The organism is Sulfitobacter sp. UBA4523 (assembly GCF_002388305.1).
Taxonomy (GTDB): domain Bacteria; phylum Pseudomonadota; class Alphaproteobacteria; order Rhodobacterales; family Rhodobacteraceae; genus Sulfitobacter; species Sulfitobacter pontiacus.
Window position 1 is genome coordinate 1 of record NZ_DGMH01000071.1, and the last position, 16,835, is coordinate 16,835.

The following is a 16,835-nucleotide window of genomic DNA, read 5'->3' on the forward strand; positions in this document are numbered from 1 at the left end:
GACGGCACGCTCAGCTGATTGAACGCTGGGATCATCGGGCTATCTGAGGCGAGAACCACTTTTCGCAAGGTAGCCCGATGTCCCGTTCCCTTATTGCCCTTCTGACCTTTCTGCTGGCGATCGGCTTTGCCGTGTCGCCTTTTTTTGTCTCCGGCTTCAACGGCTTTTCGCCGGACCAATTCCCCATTCCCCAAGACAACCCGCCGGTGCAGCCTGCGGGCTACGCGTTCTCGATCTGGGGGCTGATCTATGTCTGGCTGATCGTCGGCATGGGCTGGGGCCTGTGGAAACGCCGCGCGGATTACCTTTGGCACGACATGCGTCTGCCGCTTGCGCTATCGCTGTTTGTGGGCTGTTTCTGGCTTGCCGTGGCCGTGGCAAGCCCGATCTGGGCGTCCGTGCTGATCTGGGTGATGCTGGTGTCGGCGCTTTACGCGTTGTTCCGCGCCCCGCGTGAGGATCGCGGCTTTGCCGCCCTGCCCGTGGGGCTTTATGCGGGCTGGCTGAGTGCGGCCTCCTGCGTGTCTTTGGGGCTGCTGGCGGCCGGCTATGGCTGGATGAGCGGGCCAACCGCGGGGCTGGTCTTTGTCGGGCTGGCGATTGTGATCGCAGCGGGTGTGCAATCGTCGCTGATGCGCGCGCCGACCTATGGGATCGGGGTGATCTGGGCGCTGGTCGCTGTGGTGGTGGCGAATGTCGCGACAGCCCCGACCGTTGCGGCGCTGGCCGCGGGGGGTGCCATTGCGTTGATCCTGCCCACCTACCGGTCATGGCGGCGCGGCTAAACGCAAAGGACCGGAGTTTTGTAAACTCCGGTCCCGATTTTTTGTAACTTCTAACGGTCCTTGCGGTGCCCGTCGGTATGTTTGCGCAGCTTCGACGGCTTCGCTTTTTTGCGCCCCTTATAGGGGTTGGCGTCCGATTGGCCGCGCATCCACAAGCGGATCGGCGTGCCCGGCATGTCAAAGTCCAGCCGTAACCCGTTGACAAGATAGCGGTTATAGCTTTCCGGCACCTTATCGGGATGGCTACACATGACCACGAACCCCGGCGGGCGGGTCTTGGCTTGGGTCATATAGCGCAGCTTGATACGCTTGCCTTGCGGCGCGGGGGGCGGGTGCGCCTCCATCATGCCAGACAGCCAGCGGTTCAGCTGTGCGGTGGTGACACGGCGGTTCCAGACCTCATAGGCGCGCATGATCGCGTTGTGCAAGCGGTCCATCCCGCGCCCGGTCTTGGCCGAAACGGTCACCAAAGGCGCGCCCTTGAGCTGCGGCAGAAGCCGTTCAAAGCTTTCGCGCAGGTCTTTCAACTTGCCCTGTTTGTCCGTCTCAAGATCCCATTTGTTCACCGCAACCACAACGGCGCGGCCTTCGCGTTCGGCCAGATCGGCGATGCGCAGGTCTTGCTGTTCAAAGGGGATATCCGCATCCAGCAGAACCACCACAACCTCGGCGAATTTCACCGCGCGCAACCCGTCGCTGACGCTCAGCTTTTCGAGCTTTTCCTGCACCTTCGCGCGTTTACGCATCCCGGCGGTGTCAAAGATCCGCATGGGCACGTCGAACCAGTCGGTTTGCAGCGAAATCGCATCACGGGTGATCCCCGCTTCCGGTCCGGTGAGCAGACGATCCTCACCCATGATCTGGTTGATCAGGGTGGATTTACCCGCGTTCGGACGGCCTACGACGGCCACCTGCAAGGGCTTGGTCTTGGTGGGGACGGGCACGGGTGCCTCTTCGTCGCCCAGTTCGGCTTCTTCCTCGGTCAGGTCCACATCTGTTTCCGGCGCATCGGTTTGCGCCCGCTCGGCGAAACTGTCGGCGATTGGCATCAGATGGGTATAAAGATCGTTCAGCCCCTCGCCGTGTTCGGCAGACAGGCGGATCGGTTCGCCAAGACCAAGGCTGTAGGCCTCGATCACACCGGCGTCGGCGGCTTTGCCCTCTGCCTTGTTGGCGGCCAGAATGACATGGGCGGATTTCTTGCGCAGGATATCGGCAAAGACCAGATCGGACGGCGTGACACCCACGCGGGCGTCGATCATGAACAGGCAGATGTCCGCCATATCCACGGCACGTTCGGTCAGGCGGCGCATCCGGCCCTGCAAACTGTCGTCGGTGACTTCTTCAAGTCCGGCGGTATCCACCACAGTGAATCGCAGGTCGGCAAGCCGCGCCGCGCCTTCGCGCAGATCGCGCGTCACACCGGGCTGATCATCGACCAACGCCAGCTTTTTACCGACCAGACGGTTGAACAGCGTGGATTTCCCGACGTTGGGACGGCCCACAATGGCGAGGGTGAAAGACATGGAACGGCTCCGAAGACTAGGTCAAGCCCGCCGCTTAGCCTATTTGCGGCCTAACGGAAAGCGTGCAATTGCCCTTTCGCGGATACGACGTACAGAACGCCCCCCGCCACGACCGGCGCAGTGGTCGCCCCGCCGGGGATCGTCACCTGTGCAACCAGCGCGCCATTGGTGGGGTCAAAGCTGCGCAGCGTGCCATCGCTAGAGGCCACGATCACGCGGCCACCGGCAAGGATGGGGCCGTAGTTGCCAAAGACCTCGGACTGGCGCTTGGGCTTGTCCTTGACGAAATTCGGCAGCGGTGTGCCCCAGATGCGGGTGCCGGTGCTGGCATCCAGACGCACCAGCTCGTTCAGGTCGGTCACGACAAAGACGCTGTCGCCTGCGGGCCAGACGGGGCCGATTGCGCCTTCGCGCGCGGTCCACTGGCGTTCGCCGCCGCCAAGGCTCAGCGCCGCCAGACGGCCCGACTGGTTGCCCACGTAAACGGTATCGCCAGAGATTACCGGCGCGCTTGTCACGTCAGAGATATTGGCCAACGCGCGCCCCGGGCGTTTGCCCACGACGGACGTGTTCCAACGATCCAGCCCGCCCTGACGGAAGAGCCCTTGCACCTCGCCCGAGCCAAAGGCCAGCACGGCGATCTGCGACCCCACGGCGGGGGCCGGTGCGCCAAGCACATTGTTGATGCTGCTGGTCGACCCGGTCTGCCATTGCACGCGGCCGTTGGATTTGTTCAGCGCCCAACCGGTATCGTCGCCGGAGGTGAAATAGACCATATCGCCAAAGACTGTCGGGGCCCCCGATCCGGTGCCGTCGATATCCTGCGTCCAGCGCGTGCCGCCACTGTCGACATCCAGCGCCGTGACCGACCCGAAGCCGAGCGAAACATAGACTGTGTTGCCATCGACGGCCAAGCCGCCGCCCGTCGCATCCCCCTGCCCGTCGCTTTGCGGCGTCAGGTCACGGGTCCATAGTGTGGCCCCCGATGTGGCAGAGGTCGCGGTGACCGTCGCGCCGGAATCGATGGTGAACACACGCCCGCCAGACACGACAGGCGTCGCGGTGATGCGTTGCTTGCGGCTGTCTCCCTTCCCGATAGAGGCGGACCACGCAAGCTGCGGTGCTGCACCAAGCGCGGGGTGGCTGACGCGGGTGCTTGGCGTGCCGGGGCTTTGCGACCAGCTGGCGTTTGTGGTCGCCGCGGGCAGCGAAATCGCGCGTGTTGTATTGGCTGGCACCGGCGCATCGGCGGGGGCCGCAAAGCCGTCGCTGCCTTGCAGGACCGATCGCACATCCTCGCGCACGCCGGGCAGGATCACCTCTGGTTCGGCGCAGGCCGACAGCAGCAGCGATGCCACCACCGCCCCCATCCCAAGTGAGGCACGGCGCGTCGACGTGGGTTTCAAGGAGATGCTGTGGAGAATGGTCATGGCCCTGCTCGCTTTGCTCTTTAATTCCGTGTCACCTGAAGGGTTCAGGCAGGATTAGTTATTGTCTGCATCCAGCGCCGGCACGGTGTCCGTTTGCGGCGCGGGGGCTGCGGTACCCATTTGCGGATCCCCCCCCAAGGCGACAATCACCTGAAGGGCGCGTTGTTGCAAGTCCGAGGTCACATCCGCGTCGTTCAGGATACCCTGATAGCGTTCGATCGCCGCCTCGGGGGCGTCTTCTTCGATGTCGATCATGGCCAGTTGTTCTTGCGCCAGCAAGCGCAGGCTGCTGCCGGGCTGCGCCAGATTTTCCAACGCCAGACGGCGTTCATTGGCGGGCATATCCGATCCTTGCAGGGTAATCGCCTTGAACTGGGCGATTTCGCGGTAGATCGCGGGCACATCCGCATCCAGCCCGATGCCGTTCAAGGTGGCGACGGCGGCGTCGGTCTCGCCTGCTTGGGCTTGTTCGGCGGCGGTCAGCAAGCCCAGCATGGCACCGGCGCGGGGGTTTGTGGCCTCGATTTTTTCAAAGGCGGCAGCGCGGGCGGCGGTATCTTCAGCGGAAAGCGCCGCAAACATCGCGTCGCCAAGGGTTTCCGCCTCTGCGCGGGCCTGCGCTTTTTGGTATTCGTTCCACGCGGCCCCACCGACCAGCAGGATCACGGCCAGCACCGCAATCCAGCCATAGCGTTTGAGCATAAAGTAGAACCGGTCGCGGCGGACCTCTTCGTTTACTTCGTCGATGAAACTGTCTGTATCGCTCATGTGGTACCCGTCCCGCCTGATTTAACGCCCCTCTTAACCTGCGGCTGCTGTGCTGCCAAGGGCTTGGCTGCACAGCAAGTGACCCACGCGTTGTTCACAAGGTCGCATGTCGCAAGTTTTTTCAATAGTGAACTATGCAGTTCAGTTTTATTCGCTTAAGCATTTGGCCCTATAGCATACGACATACTGCGGTGCCGCAACGCCCGCGTTTACTGAACCGAGGCCCGAATGCGCATCTTCCCCCTTCTGGCGGCCATCGCCGTATCCGCCCTGATGTATATGGCAATTTTCGAACGCGACGCCCTGTTGGGGCTGGCACAGGGGGCCGCGCAACCTCCGGCGCCTGCGGTGGATGCCGACAGCGCCGATACCGCGTCCCCCTCCGATGTGGCAGAGCCCGCGCGGGTGAAGGTCGTGGTGCAGCGCAGCGCGGCCGCACCGCTCGCCTCTGCTGTGATCGTGCGCGGTCAGACCACGGCGGCGCGGCAGGTGGCGGTCAAGGCGGAAACCTCTGCCGTTGTGGTATCGGCCCCGCTGCGCAAGGGCGCGACCGTGAACGCGGGCGATGTGCTGTGCGAGCTGGACCCCGGTACCCGTGGCGCGCAACAGGCAGAGGCGCAGGCCCGCCGCAACGAAGCACAATCCCGCGTCCCGGAGGCACAGGCCCGCGTGGCCGAGGCGCAGGCCCGTCTGGATGAAACCCTGATCAAGCTGAACGCGGCACAAAAACTGGGCGAAGGCGGGTTTTCGTCGCAGACCACGCTGGCCACCGCCGAAGCAGCTGTCGCCGCCGCGCGCGCCGCACTCAGCTCCGCCGAGGCGGGGCTGAATGCGGCACATTCCGGCATTGAGGCTGCGGAGGCCGCCGTTGCCAGCACACAGGCCGAGATTGACCGGCTGACCCTCACCGCGCCGTTCGAAGGGCTGCTGGAAAGCGACACCGCAGAGCTTGGCAGCCTGCTGCAAACCGGATCGCTTTGTGCGCAGGTGATCCAGCTTGACCCGATCAAACTGGTGGGCTTTGTGCCAGAGACCGAGGTTGACCGCGTCAGCCTTGGCGCGCAGGCACAGGCGCGGCTGGCCGCGGGCGACCGCGAGATCGCAGGCACCGTCACCTTTATCTCGCGCGCCTCCGATCCGACGACACGCACCTTTCAGGTGGAAATCGAGGTGCCCAACCCCGATCTGAGCATCCGCGACGGCCAGACCGCCGAAATCGCCATCGCCTCGGCCGGGGTCGAGGCGCATCTGCTGCCGCAATCGGCCCTGACGCTGAATGATGACGGCACCCTTGGCGTGCGTCTGATCGACGCCGAGAATACCGTTGATTTCGCCGCAGTCACACTTGTGCGCGACACGCCCGAAGGCATCTGGGTCACCGGCCTGCCTGAACAGGCGAATGTCATCGTTCTGGGGCAGGAATATGTCACCGCTGGCGTGACCGTGACCCCGACCTTCCGCGACGAGGCCCCGGAATGAGCGGCATGGTCGATTGGGCCGCGGGCCGTGCCCGTATGGTCATGGCGTTTATCCTGCTGAGCCTCGTGGTGGGGGGCTATGCCTATTCCACCCTGCCCAAAGAGGGCGAGCCTGACATCGAGATCCCGGCGCTTTTCGTCTCGGTCCAGTTTCCGGGCATCTCTGCCGCGGATAGCGAAACCCTGCTGGTCAAACCGATGGAGACAGAGCTTTCCGATCTGGACGGCCTGAAGACCATGACCGGCACCGCCGCCGAAAACTACGCCGGTGTCGCGCTGGAATTCGAATTCGGCTGGGACAAGTCCAAGATCATGGCCGACGTGCGCGACGCGATGAGCACGGCGGAATCCAAATTCCCCGAAGGTTACGAGAAATATTCGATCACAGAGATCAACTTTTCCGAATTCCCCATCATCATCGTCAACCTCACCGGCCCCGTGCCCGAACGGACCATGGCCCGCGTTGCGCGTGATCTGCAAGACGCACTGGAAGGCGTGGATGCGGTGCTTGAAGCAGGGTTGGCGGGCGACCGTGACGAGATGCTTGAAGTGCTGATCGATCCGTTGCGGCTGGAAGCCTATGACGTGACCGCGGGCGAGCTGATCAATGTGGTGCAGAATAACAACCAGCTGATTGCCGCGGGCGAAGTGCAATCGGATCAGGGCAGTTTCTCGGTCAAGATCCCGTCCTCCTTTGATGAACCGCGCGATGTCTATGCGCTGCCGGTCAAGACCAACGGCGACCGCGTGGTGACATTGGGCGATCTGGCGACCATCAACCTGACCTTTGAAGACCGAGAAGGCACCGCGCGGTTCAACGGGGAAAAGACGCTGGCGCTGCAGGTGGTCAAACGCAAGGGCTATAACCTGATCGACACCTCCACCCAGGTGAAAGAGATCGTCGCCGCCCAAAGCGCCGCCTGGCCAGAGGGGCTGAAAGCCGCTGTCACGCTTGGCACCTCGAACGACCAGAGCCGCATCGTCGACAGTATGGTGCAGCAGCTTCTGGGGTCGGTCTTTACCGCGATCGCGCTGGTGATGATCGTGGTGCTCGCCGCCTTGGGTATCCGTGCGGCCCTGCTGGTGGGCTTTGCGATTCCCACGTCGTTCCTGCTGTGTTTTGCCTTTCTCGCGCTGATGGGGATCTCCATCTCGAACATCGTGATGTTCGGGCTGATCCTTGCGGTGGGGATGCTGGTGGATGGCGCGATTGTTGTGGTGGAATATGCCGACGCGCGCCAGCAACAGGGCGAAGGCCCCATGGCCGCCTATGTCGAGGCCGCCAAACGCATGTTCTGGCCCATCATCTCGTCCACCGCGACCACCCTTTGCGCCTTCCTGCCCATGTTGTTCTGGCCCGGCGTCCCGGGGGAGTTCATGGGCATGTTGCCGGTCACGCTGATCTTTGTGCTCTCCGCCTCGCTGGTGGTGGCGCTGATCTATCTACCCGTCATGGGCGGCGTCACCGGACGGCTGGAACGCTGGATGGCACAGAATATGACTGCCATCGCCAAGCTGCGGTTCTATCTGCATCTGCTGCTGTTTCCCATTGTCGCCGCGATGATCGCCCTGCCGCTGGCGCTGATGCAGCCGCTGTTTGCCGTGATCTCGGCGCAGTTCGCGGGCATGGACGGGCTGGATATCCTTGGCTCGGTCATTCCGGTCTTTGCCGTGGTCTTTATCTGCATCGCAGTACTCTGCGCGCTGGTGGCGGTGGCGATATCGGGCGTGCTTTTGGGGCTGACCAGCTTTTTCGCGCTGTTCACCCGCATGGGCCGCGGGGGCCGCTGGGTCACATCGCGGCTGTTCCGCAAAGAGCCCACCGTGATCAAGGCCGGCTACCGTCGATCAGCCTTCGGGCGGCTCATTGCCTTTATCGCGGGCAATCCGGTGATGCCGCTGGTGGTCGCCGGGGTCGTCTTTGTCTTTGTCGGCACCACGATGATCTTCTTTGGCAACAACAGCAAAGGCGTGGAATTCTTTGTCGAATCCGAGCCCGAGCAGGCGATCGTCTATGTGCTGGCCCGGGGCAACCTGTCGCTGGCGGAAAAAGACGCGATCATGCAGCAGGCGGAGACGATCGTGCTGGCGCATCCCGGTGTCTCTACCGCCTTTGCCTTTGCTGGTGAGGGCGGGCTCGACAGCAATACCGGCGGGGCGCAGGCCCCCAAGGACAGCATCGGTCAGGTGCAGCTTGAAACCATCCCGTGGGAAGACCGCGCCCTGCGCCCGGAACTCGACGGCGACATCGTGATCGCAGAGCTCACCGAAGCGCTGAGCGCGATCCCCGGCATCAAGATCGAAATCCTTGCACAGGCGCGCGGCCCTGCGTCGGGCAAGCCGGTGCACCTGCGTCTGAAATCCGACAGTTTCACTGACCTGATCGCCGCCACGGCACAGGCCCGTGACACCTTCGAGAAAACCCCCGGCCTGACCCTGATCGAAGACACCCGCCCCCTGCCCGGCATCGACTGGCAGATCGACGTAGATGTCGCCAAGGCGGGGCAATACGGGGCTGATGTGGTCACCGTCGGCGCGATGGTACAGCTGGTCACCCGCGGGCTGCTGCTGGACACGATGCGGGTCGACAGTTCGGACGAAGAGATCGAGATCAGGGTGCGCCTGCCGCAAGAAGACCGTGTGCTCAGCACGCTGGACACGCTGAAGGTGCGCACCGTGGATGGGCTGGTGCCGCTGTCGAACTTCATCACCCGCACCCCCGTGCCCAAGCTGGCAGAGATCAACCGGATCGACCAGAAACGCTATCTTGATGTGAAGGCCGATGTCTTCCCCGGGCTGGTCAAACTGGTGCGCACGGTGGATGCCTCCCAAGGCACCGCGCAAACGGGCACGGCACAGACGGGCACGGCACAGGCGGGCGAGACGACAATCACCCTCGCTACGATGCGCCCTGCGGGGGACGCGGGCGATATCACGGGGCCCGAGGGCGCGGCCTTCAAGATCACCAACCGGACCAATGCCGCCCAAGGCGTCGATCTGCAACAAGAGCTGGACAATGGCACCCTCCGCATGATCCCGATCAATGCCAACGAACGGATTGCGGAGCTGACCAAATGGCTGGAAACCCGGCCCCTGCCCGCGGGCGTCAGCTATGAATGGACCGGCGACCAAGAGGATCAGGCCGAAAGTCAGGCGTTCTTGTCCTCGGCCTTTACCGCGGCACTGGGGTTGATGTTCATCATCCTGCTGGCGCAGTTCAACAGCATCTACAACTCGGTGCTGGTACTGCTGGCGGTGGTGCTATCGACCACGGGCGTGTTGATTGGCATGTTGGTGATGGATCAGACGTTTTCGATCATCATGACGGGCACGGGGATCGTGGCGCTGGCGGGGATTGTGGTGAACAATAACATCATCCTGATCGATACCTATCAGGAGTTCAGCCAGTACATGCCGCGGATCGAGGCGATCATTCGCACGGCGCAGGCCCGTATCCGCCCCGTTCTGCTGACCACCATCACCACGATGGCTGGGCTTGCGCCGATGATGTTCGGGCTGAGCCTCGACTTTGCCAATGGCGGCTACACCATCGACAGCCCCACGGCGCTGTGGTGGAAACAGCTGGCAACGGCGGTGGTCTTTGGTCTGGGCATCGCGACGGTGCTGACGCTGCTGGTCACCCCGTCCATGCTGGCGATCCGCGTGTGGGCCACCACCTATGCCCGCTGGATCGCGCGGCTGCTGGCCAAGATGTCACTGGGGCGCGCCAGCAAATCCGCGCAGGACTGGGCGCTGGCGCGCGACGCTCGCAGGCTGCAAACAACCGTGATCCAGTGGGAGGACACCGGACCGCCGGCCCATACCCCACCGGCGGAATGACCTTTAGGCCGCGGCGGGCATCTGGTCGGCCGCCGCGGCATCCTGCTGCTGGCGCAGCTTGGGCATGGTAAAGATCACCAGCCCCAATGCGGCCACACCACACAGCGCGATGCTCACCACCATGGGCACAGCGGTGCCGTCAAAGAACGGCGTCGTCGCAGCGATGCAAAAGGCCCCCGTCAGCATTGTCAGGCTTCCGCTGAGCGAGGACGCCATACCCGCGCGCCGCCCATGCGCATCAAGGGCCGCGACCATCGCCGAAGGCACAACGACCCCCAGAAAGGAATAGGCCAGAAACAGCCCGATCAACAGCACCGGAAGCGTGCCGAAACCGGCCAGCACAACGCCCGTCAACAGCACAGAGCAGACGGCAAAGCCGGTGACACCGCGCCCGATCAGCGTGGCAAGCCCCCACATATCCGCCAGACGCCCCGCCGCCTGTGTGGCGATAAAGAACCCCACCGCGTTAAAGGCGAAGGCCAGCGAGAACTCGGTCGGGGTCAGCCCGAATTGACCAGTGTAGACGAAGGACGCGCTGGAGATGAACAAGAAGAAGCTCGCCATGCCGAAACCCGCAATAAAGGTCAGGCCGACGAACACAGGATCGCGGAACAGGATACCACAGCTGCGCGACAGCTCGCGCAGATTGACCTTGCGGCGTTTGTCTGCGGTCAGCGTCTCGGGCAGCGCGATTTGCGCCATCGTCAACGTCGCCGCCGCAAGGATCGCAAGGGCGAGGAAAATCTCGCGCCAGCTGCCGAAACTCACCACCGCGCTGCCCGCCAAGGGGGCCAGCATGGGCGAGACCGAGATCACCAGCATGATCGACGACATCAACCGCGTCGCCTGCGCACCGGTGTACATATCGCGCACAATGGCACGGGGAATGACCATCACCGTCGCCCCGCCGATGCCCTGCACCAGACGCCCCAGCACCAGCGTCTCGATGTCGGGGGCGACAGCACAGATCACCGCGCCGACGCAGAAAATGCTCATCCCGATGGCAAGGGTCTTTTTGCGCCCGATCTGGTCGGACAGCGGCCCATAGACCAACTGCGACACGCCGTAGGCGAGGAAATAGGCGACCAGCGTGATCTGGGCCGCCGAGACAGAGACATCCAGCGCCTCTTCGATCGCGGGCAAGGCGGGCAGATACATGTCGATGGCAAAAGGACCTGTCACACAGATAGAGCCAAGAATAAGGGCGGTACGGAACATTCCGGCAGGCATGGGTAGTCCTTCAAATTTATGGGCAAGGCTGTGGGGATGCCGCGCGTCGTGGCGCTCGGCCAGCGCTGAGCTAGCACATATGCCCCCGACGGCAAGAATGCACCATGTTGTTTGTATGCATATACCGGCAATTCACTGCTTGTTGATCGAATTTTGCTCGTTCGTGGGGCAAGACGTACTAGGTTCCAGAGGGAAGCCGTGGCCTACGGGCCGCGCAAACCGAAGGAGAGACCTCATGATCCGCAAGACACTCGCCGCGACAACGCTCGCCCTGACGACGCTGGCCGCCCTGCCCGCCGCCGCCGACATCATCACCAAGATGAGCCCCCATTCCGTCCCCGACACAATCGACCGTCTGGAAGCTGCCGTGACCGAAGCCGGTGCCACGGTCTTTGCCCGCGTGGACCACGCCGAAGGGGCGACCAAAGTGGATATGGAGCTGCGCCCGACCACATTGCTGATCTTTGGCAACCCAAAGCTGGGCACGCCTGCGATGCTGGACGGTCAGACCGCTGGTCTAGACCTGCCCATGCGCGTGCTGGCCTATGCCGATGACAGCGGTATGGTGCATGTCAGCTACCACGACCCCGCCACATTGGCCGCAGACCACGGGTTGCCCGATGACGCGGAATATCTGACCAAAATGACCGGCGCGCTGGACAAGCTCACCGACAAGGCCATCGCGGAGGAATAACCCCCGCGCCGACCAAACCTTTGTGACGCCAGCTATTCGCCCTCGGATTGCTGGCGTTGCCACAGTTGCGCATAGCGCCCGTTGCGTGCCAGCAGATCGTCATGGGTGCCCTGCTCGACCACCTCGCCCTGTTCCAGCACGACGATACGGTCGGCCTCGGCCACGGTGGACAGGCGGTGCGCGATGGTCAGCACCGTGCGCCCCTTGCCCGCCTGACGCAGGGCATCCTGAATCTCGTGCTCCGTCTCGCTGTCCAGCGCGCTTGTTGCTTCGTCGAGCAGCAGGATCGGCGGGTTTTTCAGCAGGGTCCGCGCGATACCGACACGCTGCTTTTCCCCCCCCGACAGTTTCAGCCCGCGTTCGCCCACAGCGGTTTCATACCCGTGGGGCAAACGCTGGATAAAGTCGTGGATCTGCGCCGATTTCGCCGCGGCCTCGATGTCTTCTTGCGTGGCGTTATCGCGGCCATAGGCGATGTTATAGCCGATGGTATCGTTGAACAGCACGGTATCCTGAGGCACCACGCCAATCGCGCGGTGCAGGCTGTCTTGGGTCACATCGCGCACATCTTGCCCGTCCACACGCACGGCACCGCCTTGCACATCGTAGAAGCGGAACAGCAAACGCCCGATGGTGGATTTCCCCGATCCGGTAGAGCCGACAATCGCCACCATCTCTCCCGGGGCGGCTTCGATCGACACGCCCTTGAGGATCTCTCGGTCGTCGTCATAGCCAAAGCGCACGTTGTCCAGCGTGACACGCCCGCCGAAAACTTGCAGCGCAGGGGCGTCAGGCTTGTCCGAGATTTCGGCCGGTTGATCAAGCAGCGTGAACATCTGCCCCATATCGACCAGCGCCTGACGGATTTCGCGATAGACGGTGCCAAGGAAGTTCAGCGGCACGGTCAACTGCACCATATAGGCGTTGACCATAACGAAATCCCCCACGGTGAGATCACCGTTCTGCACCCCGATGGCGGCCAGGATCATCACGCCGACCAACCCGCAGGTGATCAGCAACGACTGGCCGAAGTTCAGGAAGGCAAGGGAGTAGTTCGTCTTGATCGCCGCCTCTTCATAGCCCGCCATCGCCGCGTCGTAGCGCTGCGCCTCGCGCTGTTCGGCGACGAAATACTTGACGGTTTCATAGTTCAGCAGACTGTCGATGGCCTTTTGATTGGCATCTGTGTCGCGGTCGTTCATCTGGCGGCGCAGCTTCACGCGCCACTCGGTCACCGCGAAGGTAAACCAAACGTAAAGCCCGATGGTGACCGTCACGATCAGTAGATACCACGCGTCAAACAGCACGGTCAGGATGATGCCGACCAGCAGCAGCTCCAGAATCAGCGGCCCAATCGAGAAAAGCAGGAAGCGGAGCAGGAATTCGACCCCCTTGACCCCGCGTTCGATGATCCGGCTCAGCCCGCCGGTCTTGCGCGTGATGTGATAGCGCATCGACAGCTTGTGAATATGCTCGAAGGTTTCCAGCGCAAGCATCCGCAGGGCGCGCTGGCCGACACGGGCAAAGACCGCGTCGCGCAGCTGTTGAAAGCCCACGTTCATCGCGCGGGCCATACCATAGGCGATCGTCAGCCCCACCGCGCCAAGCGCCAGAAACGGCACGCCCTCATTCGCAAGAGCATCCACCGCGTCTTTGTAAAGCACTGGAATAACAACAGAAATCAGCTTGGACACCACCAAGAAGATCAGCGCCCAGACCACGCGTTTCTTGACCCAGGGCATATCGTCGGGCCAGAGGTACGGAGCCACTTTGCGCAAGACAAGCAGGTTCGACTGCCGCTCTGCAGCTTGGGCGATCTCCTCTTCTGTCATGGGATATTGGGTGGCGGGTTTGGGCTGGCTGGCAGTGCGCGGGCTATCGGCTGACATGAACGATCCTGTGTGGTTGCCCCTTACATAGGGCCGTCAGCCGGATCATGCCAGTGCAGCAGTTTCATCTGTCTGCATAGCCGCTCGTCAATCGGGCAGATCAAAGACCTGACCGGGGTAGATCAGATCGGGATCGCGGATTGATGAGCGGTTGGCGGCAAAGACGCGCACATAGAGCGTCGGGTCACCATAGCGTTCGCGGGCGATGGCCCAAAGCGTGGCCCCTTCCTGCACGGTCACCGCCTTGATCGGGCCGTCGTTGTCTGCGGTGGCACGGGCCAGCACCTCGGGGGATTCACGTTTAAAGGGGGTTTCCACGCGGCTGATCACGTCGCCGCCCTGATCCAGCTCATCCACGCGCAGGGTATAGATACCGGTCTGGATATCCTCGATATCGCCGCGCCAACGGCCTTGGGGGTCCACCTCAAGCGCGCCGACGCTGCGGTTGTCCAGATAGACCCGCACGGACGACGCCTGCGCCTGTGCGCGCCCCGCCAGCCGGACCTCACCCTCATCGGAATAGGTGATCGTGTCGAGCGCGATGCGGTCGGTCACCTCGGGCGCGGTGTCGGGCAGTAATTCCACACCGTCGGCGTCGGATTTCAACAGGGCGACGGGGGTATCAGCAGACGGGGGCGCGGGATCGGGCTGCGGCGTCACGGCGGCGACCTCGGTCATTTCGGGGGCGCTGTCATCGGGGGCTTCCCCCAGCGGTTCCCCGACCGGAGCGGAGGCCGTTTCAGGGGCCGTGTCGTCGGGCGTGGTCTCTGGCGTGGCAACTGATGTGGTGTCTATGGATACGTCTGATGTATCCGCCAGTGCCACCTGCGCCACCGCAGGTGCGGTGATCGGGGCCAAGATGACTTCCTCGATCGAGGCGACGGGGCCTGTTTCGGCATCCGCGCTCAGGCTCAGGATCTTGCCGCTACCATCGGGCGGCAAGATGGCAAGCGTGGCGAATTTGCCAGAGCGGTCGGCCTGCGCGCTGGCGACCTCTGCCCCGTTGCTGATGACGCTGACGCGGGCCCCTGGTGCTGCACGGCCTGCGATCACGGTCATCCCGTCCCCCTCGCGGCGCACCTCGTCAAAGCTGGGGGTGGCGGGCGATGCGGCAGGATCAGGCGTTTGCGGCGCAGGGGGAACGGTGGCGGCGGCCTTGGTGTCTTGGGGTGCGGTAGCGGTCTGCGCGGAGGGCTGGGCCGCGGGTTTCGGCTGGGCCGCGGTGTCTTTCGCCGTATCCGGCACGACGGGACCCGCATCTTGCGACCAGATATATCCCGCAACGGCAACCGCCACGACCAGCGCGGCGCCCGCAAACTGAGCACCCCGCGTTTGAAACACCGACATCCCGTTCATCCCTTTGAACTTCCCCACATTGAGGACTTGTACCAAGCAGGCTATCACGGGTCAAAATGCAGCTGCATGCCATGTGCATATTCGCAAAAAGGACCCCCGTTTATGATCCAGAAATCCGTATGTGTTTACTGCGGCTCGCGCCCCGGTGATGACCCCGAATATACCGCACAAGCCGACGCTTTGGGGCGCGCTTTGGCCCAGAACGACTGGCGGCTGGTCTATGGCGCGGGGGACGTGGGGCTGATGGGCACCGTTGCACGCGCGGCGCAAACGGCGGGCGGCACGACCTTTGGCGTGATCCCCGATCATCTGGTGAAATGGGAGGTCGGCAAGACCGATCTGACCACCTATGTCGTGACCGAAACCATGCATGAACGCAAAAAGGTGATGTTCATGAATTGCGATGCCGTAGTGGTCCTGCCCGGCGGTGCCGGATCACTGGACGAGCTGTTCGAAGTGCTGACCTGGCGCCAGTTGGGGCTACATCAGAAGCCGGTAATCCTATTGAATACAAATGGTTACTGGGATCCTCTAACCGCGCTTCTGGATCATGTCGTCGCCCGCGGCTTTGCCGAAGAAAGCCTGCTTGGCTATGTGGATACGGTAGATGACGTTGATGGCGCGCTGGACGTTCTGCGCCGCAGCCTGACCGCGTAGAGGTCAGCGCGGCAGCTCGCGCGGTTGTGGAGGAAGCGCCTGCGCGGCAACGGGTTGATCGGCGGCGAAGCCGGATCAGGAGTGCTATAGGCGGTAAGCGAAATCGGCCAACGCCATACTCCCTGTTCGCCGCTAGCACGCGCGATACAGCAAAGGGCACCCACGTCTGGATGCCCTTTCAAATCACCGCCCTGCGGCAACCCGAAGTCCTATCGATCCGGCCGCATAGCCAGAATTCTACTGTTGCTATGCGGCCACATCCTCACGCTGTTTCAAGCGTCGATTTCACGATATTCTCGATCTCTTCGATGGGGTGGTTCGTCAGCGTCTTGGGGATTTCGCCCACGACTTTGTCCGCGACCTCTTTGTGCATCTCGTGACGCAACTCGCCCAGAGTGTTCGGCGGTGCGACCAGAATGATCTTGTCAAACCTGCCCTTATGCGCCTGTTTGTACAGGATATCCGCCAGCTCGCTGGCAAAGCGGTCCTTGGACAGTTGGTGCCAGTCGGTGTCGTCCACAGCCGAGCGGTGCACAGACGGGCCATCGTTGAAGCGTCCACGACGATTGGCGGCTTGATCGCGGTTCGGCGGGTTTTCCTGCTCTTCCTCGCGGAAGACCTGCAAGAACGGATCCTCTCCGTCGGTTTCATTCACCATGAACAGCGCTTTTTCACCATCTGCGATCAGCACCCAGGTGCCATTTTCAATCTTGGTCATGCGTCTTCTCCGTGGTTGCGTTTGTCTTCGCCAGTGACGCGGGTGTCAGCGCCGGGTTTGTCGACCACCTGTTTCTCTTCGTCTTGTGTGCCGACATCGCGTTGCAGCCCGCCACCCGAGCGGCCCTGATGGTCAATATCATCGGCTTCGCTGATGTATTTGTCGGTTTCCTTGACGCCGTCCTTCGATCTGTGACGCTCTGCCATCGTGGTCTCCTTCTCATCTTGTGGGTTCACAGGTAAAACGTCCCAGTCACGCCCGTGGTTCCACAAGAAAAGGCCCCACAGCGGAATGCTGCAGGGCCTTTCATATAAGTATATCAACAAGTTGGCGTGATGCCTTAACCCATCATATCGCGATTACATGCGCGATGCGACGTTGTCCCAGTTGACCAGATTGTCGAGGAAGTTCGACAGGTAGTCGGGGCGCGCGTTGCGGAAATCGATGTAGTAGGAGTGTTCCCA

Annotated in this window: 14 protein-coding genes; 5 read left to right on the forward strand and 9 right to left on the reverse strand. The window is 62.6% G+C overall.

Annotated features, from left to right (window positions below):
• Positions 1 to 77 precede the first annotated feature (77 nt).
• Positions 78 to 785: a tryptophan-rich sensory protein gene (locus B3849_RS16980; RefSeq protein WP_278425879.1), complete on the forward strand. Its 708-nt coding sequence runs from the start codon at positions 78 to 80 to the stop codon at positions 783 to 785.
• 50 nt (positions 786 to 835) lie between these two features.
• On the opposite strand, the gene der is transcribed toward B3849_RS16980, so the two are convergent.
• Genes der through B3849_RS16995 form a run of 3 tightly spaced genes read right to left on the reverse strand, consistent with a single transcriptional unit; the run spans position 836 to position 4,509 of the window.
• Positions 836 to 2,311 carry a ribosome biogenesis GTPase Der gene (der, locus tag B3849_RS16985; RefSeq protein ID WP_278425878.1) on the reverse strand — a complete coding sequence of 492 codons (1,476 nt, stop codon included), beginning with the start codon at positions 2,309 to 2,311 and terminating at the stop codon, positions 836 to 838.
• A gap of 50 nt (positions 2,312 to 2,361) precedes the next feature.
• Entirely contained in the window at positions 2,362 to 3,741 is a 1,380-nt protein-coding gene (locus B3849_RS16990) for a PQQ-like beta-propeller repeat protein (RefSeq protein ID WP_005852629.1), read from the reverse strand.
• Between the two features lie 54 nt (positions 3,742 to 3,795).
• Entirely contained in the window at positions 3,796 to 4,509 is a 714-nt protein-coding gene (locus tag B3849_RS16995; protein WP_005852627.1) for a tetratricopeptide repeat protein, read from the reverse strand.
• Positions 4,510 to 4,737: 228 nt separating this feature from the next.
• Between B3849_RS16995 and B3849_RS17000 the strand changes: the two genes are divergently transcribed.
• Both B3849_RS17000 and B3849_RS17005 read left to right on the forward strand, forming a co-directional pair.
• Positions 4,738 to 5,988, forward strand: coding sequence for an efflux RND transporter periplasmic adaptor subunit (locus tag B3849_RS17000; RefSeq protein WP_286780461.1), 1,251 nt, complete (start codon positions 4,738 to 4,740; stop codon positions 5,986 to 5,988).
• A complete protein-coding gene (locus B3849_RS17005) occupies positions 5,985 to 9,827 on the forward strand; it encodes an efflux RND transporter permease subunit (protein WP_278425876.1) in 3,843 nt (1,280 codons plus the stop codon). Before B3849_RS17000 ends, B3849_RS17005 begins: the two co-directional genes overlap by 4 nt.
• 3 nt (positions 9,828 to 9,830) lie before the next feature.
• Here B3849_RS17005 and B3849_RS17010 read toward each other — a convergent pair whose 3' ends face one another.
• Positions 9,831 to 11,045, reverse strand: coding sequence for a multidrug effflux MFS transporter (locus B3849_RS17010; protein WP_286780462.1), 1,215 nt, complete (start codon positions 11,043 to 11,045; stop codon positions 9,831 to 9,833).
• Between the two features lie 247 nt (positions 11,046 to 11,292).
• Between B3849_RS17010 and B3849_RS17015 the strand changes: the two genes are divergently transcribed.
• The gene (locus tag B3849_RS17015) at positions 11,293 to 11,751 is read left to right on the forward strand and encodes a DUF302 domain-containing protein (RefSeq protein ID WP_278425874.1); all 459 of its coding nucleotides are present in this window, start codon (positions 11,293 to 11,295) and stop codon (positions 11,749 to 11,751) included.
• A gap of 32 nt (positions 11,752 to 11,783) precedes the next feature.
• Here the strand turns inward: B3849_RS17015 and B3849_RS17020 are convergent, their stop codons facing one another.
• Positions 11,784 to 13,583 (reverse strand): ABCB family ABC transporter ATP-binding protein/permease, encoded by a 1,800-nt coding sequence (locus B3849_RS17020; RefSeq protein ID WP_278425893.1) that lies wholly within the window; start codon positions 13,581 to 13,583, stop codon positions 11,784 to 11,786.
• Positions 13,584 to 13,727: 144 nt separating this feature from the next.
• On the reverse strand, positions 13,728 to 15,032 hold the full coding sequence (locus B3849_RS17025) for a LysM peptidoglycan-binding domain-containing protein (protein WP_278425873.1): 1,305 nt from the start codon (positions 15,030 to 15,032) through the stop codon (positions 13,728 to 13,730).
• Between the two features lie 66 nt (positions 15,033 to 15,098).
• On the opposite strand from B3849_RS17025, the gene B3849_RS17030 reads away from it, so the two are divergent.
• Positions 15,099 to 15,653: a TIGR00730 family Rossman fold protein gene (locus B3849_RS17030; RefSeq protein WP_005852616.1), complete on the forward strand. Its 555-nt coding sequence runs from the start codon at positions 15,099 to 15,101 to the stop codon at positions 15,651 to 15,653.
• Positions 15,654 to 15,915: 262 nt separating this feature from the next.
• On the opposite strand, the gene B3849_RS17035 is transcribed toward B3849_RS17030, so the two are convergent.
• The 3 genes from B3849_RS17035 to B3849_RS17045 form a co-directional block, all read right to left on the reverse strand.
• A complete protein-coding gene (locus tag B3849_RS17035) occupies positions 15,916 to 16,371 on the reverse strand; it encodes a host attachment family protein (RefSeq protein WP_132996817.1) in 456 nt (151 codons plus the stop codon).
• The gene (locus B3849_RS17040; protein ID WP_005852612.1) at positions 16,368 to 16,577 is read right to left on the reverse strand and encodes a hypothetical protein; all 210 of its coding nucleotides are present in this window, start codon (positions 16,575 to 16,577) and stop codon (positions 16,368 to 16,370) included. Before B3849_RS17040 ends, B3849_RS17035 begins: the two co-directional genes overlap by 4 nt.
• 153 nt (positions 16,578 to 16,730) lie before the next feature.
• The coding region (locus B3849_RS17045) for a Fe-Mn family superoxide dismutase (protein ID WP_286780464.1) at positions 16,731 to 16,835 on the reverse strand (105 nt) is incomplete at its 5' end.

Bases quoted from the DNA above. Each gene is read 5' to 3' on its own strand.
- B3849_RS17040 (WP_005852612.1), bottom strand. From the start codon at position 16,577: ATGGCAGAGCGTCACAGATCGAAGGACGGCGTCAAGGAAACCGACAAA.
- B3849_RS16980 (WP_278425879.1), top strand. From the start codon at position 78: ATGTCCCGTTCCCTTATTGCCCTTCTGACCTTTCTGCTGGCGATCGGC.
- B3849_RS17005 (WP_278425876.1), top strand. From the start codon at position 5,985: ATGAGCGGCATGGTCGATTGGGCCGCGGGCCGTGCCCGTATGGTCATG.
- B3849_RS17000 (WP_286780461.1), top strand. From the start codon at position 4,738: ATGCGCATCTTCCCCCTTCTGGCGGCCATCGCCGTATCCGCCCTGATG.
- B3849_RS16995 (WP_005852627.1), bottom strand. From the start codon at position 4,509: ATGAGCGATACAGACAGTTTCATCGACGAAGTAAACGAAGAGGTCCGC.
- B3849_RS17035 (WP_132996817.1), bottom strand. From the start codon at position 16,371: ATGACCAAGATTGAAAATGGCACCTGGGTGCTGATCGCAGATGGTGAA.
- der (WP_278425878.1), bottom strand. From the start codon at position 2,311: ATGTCTTTCACCCTCGCCATTGTGGGCCGTCCCAACGTCGGGAAATCC.
- B3849_RS17030 (WP_005852616.1), top strand. From the start codon at position 15,099: ATGATCCAGAAATCCGTATGTGTTTACTGCGGCTCGCGCCCCGGTGAT.
- B3849_RS17010 (WP_286780462.1), bottom strand. From the start codon at position 11,045: ATGTTCCGTACCGCCCTTATTCTTGGCTCTATCTGTGTGACAGGTCCT.
- B3849_RS16990 (WP_005852629.1), bottom strand. From the start codon at position 3,741: ATGACCATTCTCCACAGCATCTCCTTGAAACCCACGTCGACGCGCCGT.
- B3849_RS17015 (WP_278425874.1), top strand. From the start codon at position 11,293: ATGATCCGCAAGACACTCGCCGCGACAACGCTCGCCCTGACGACGCTG.
- B3849_RS17020 (WP_278425893.1), bottom strand. From the start codon at position 13,583: ATGACAGAAGAGGAGATCGCCCAAGCTGCAGAGCGGCAGTCGAACCTG.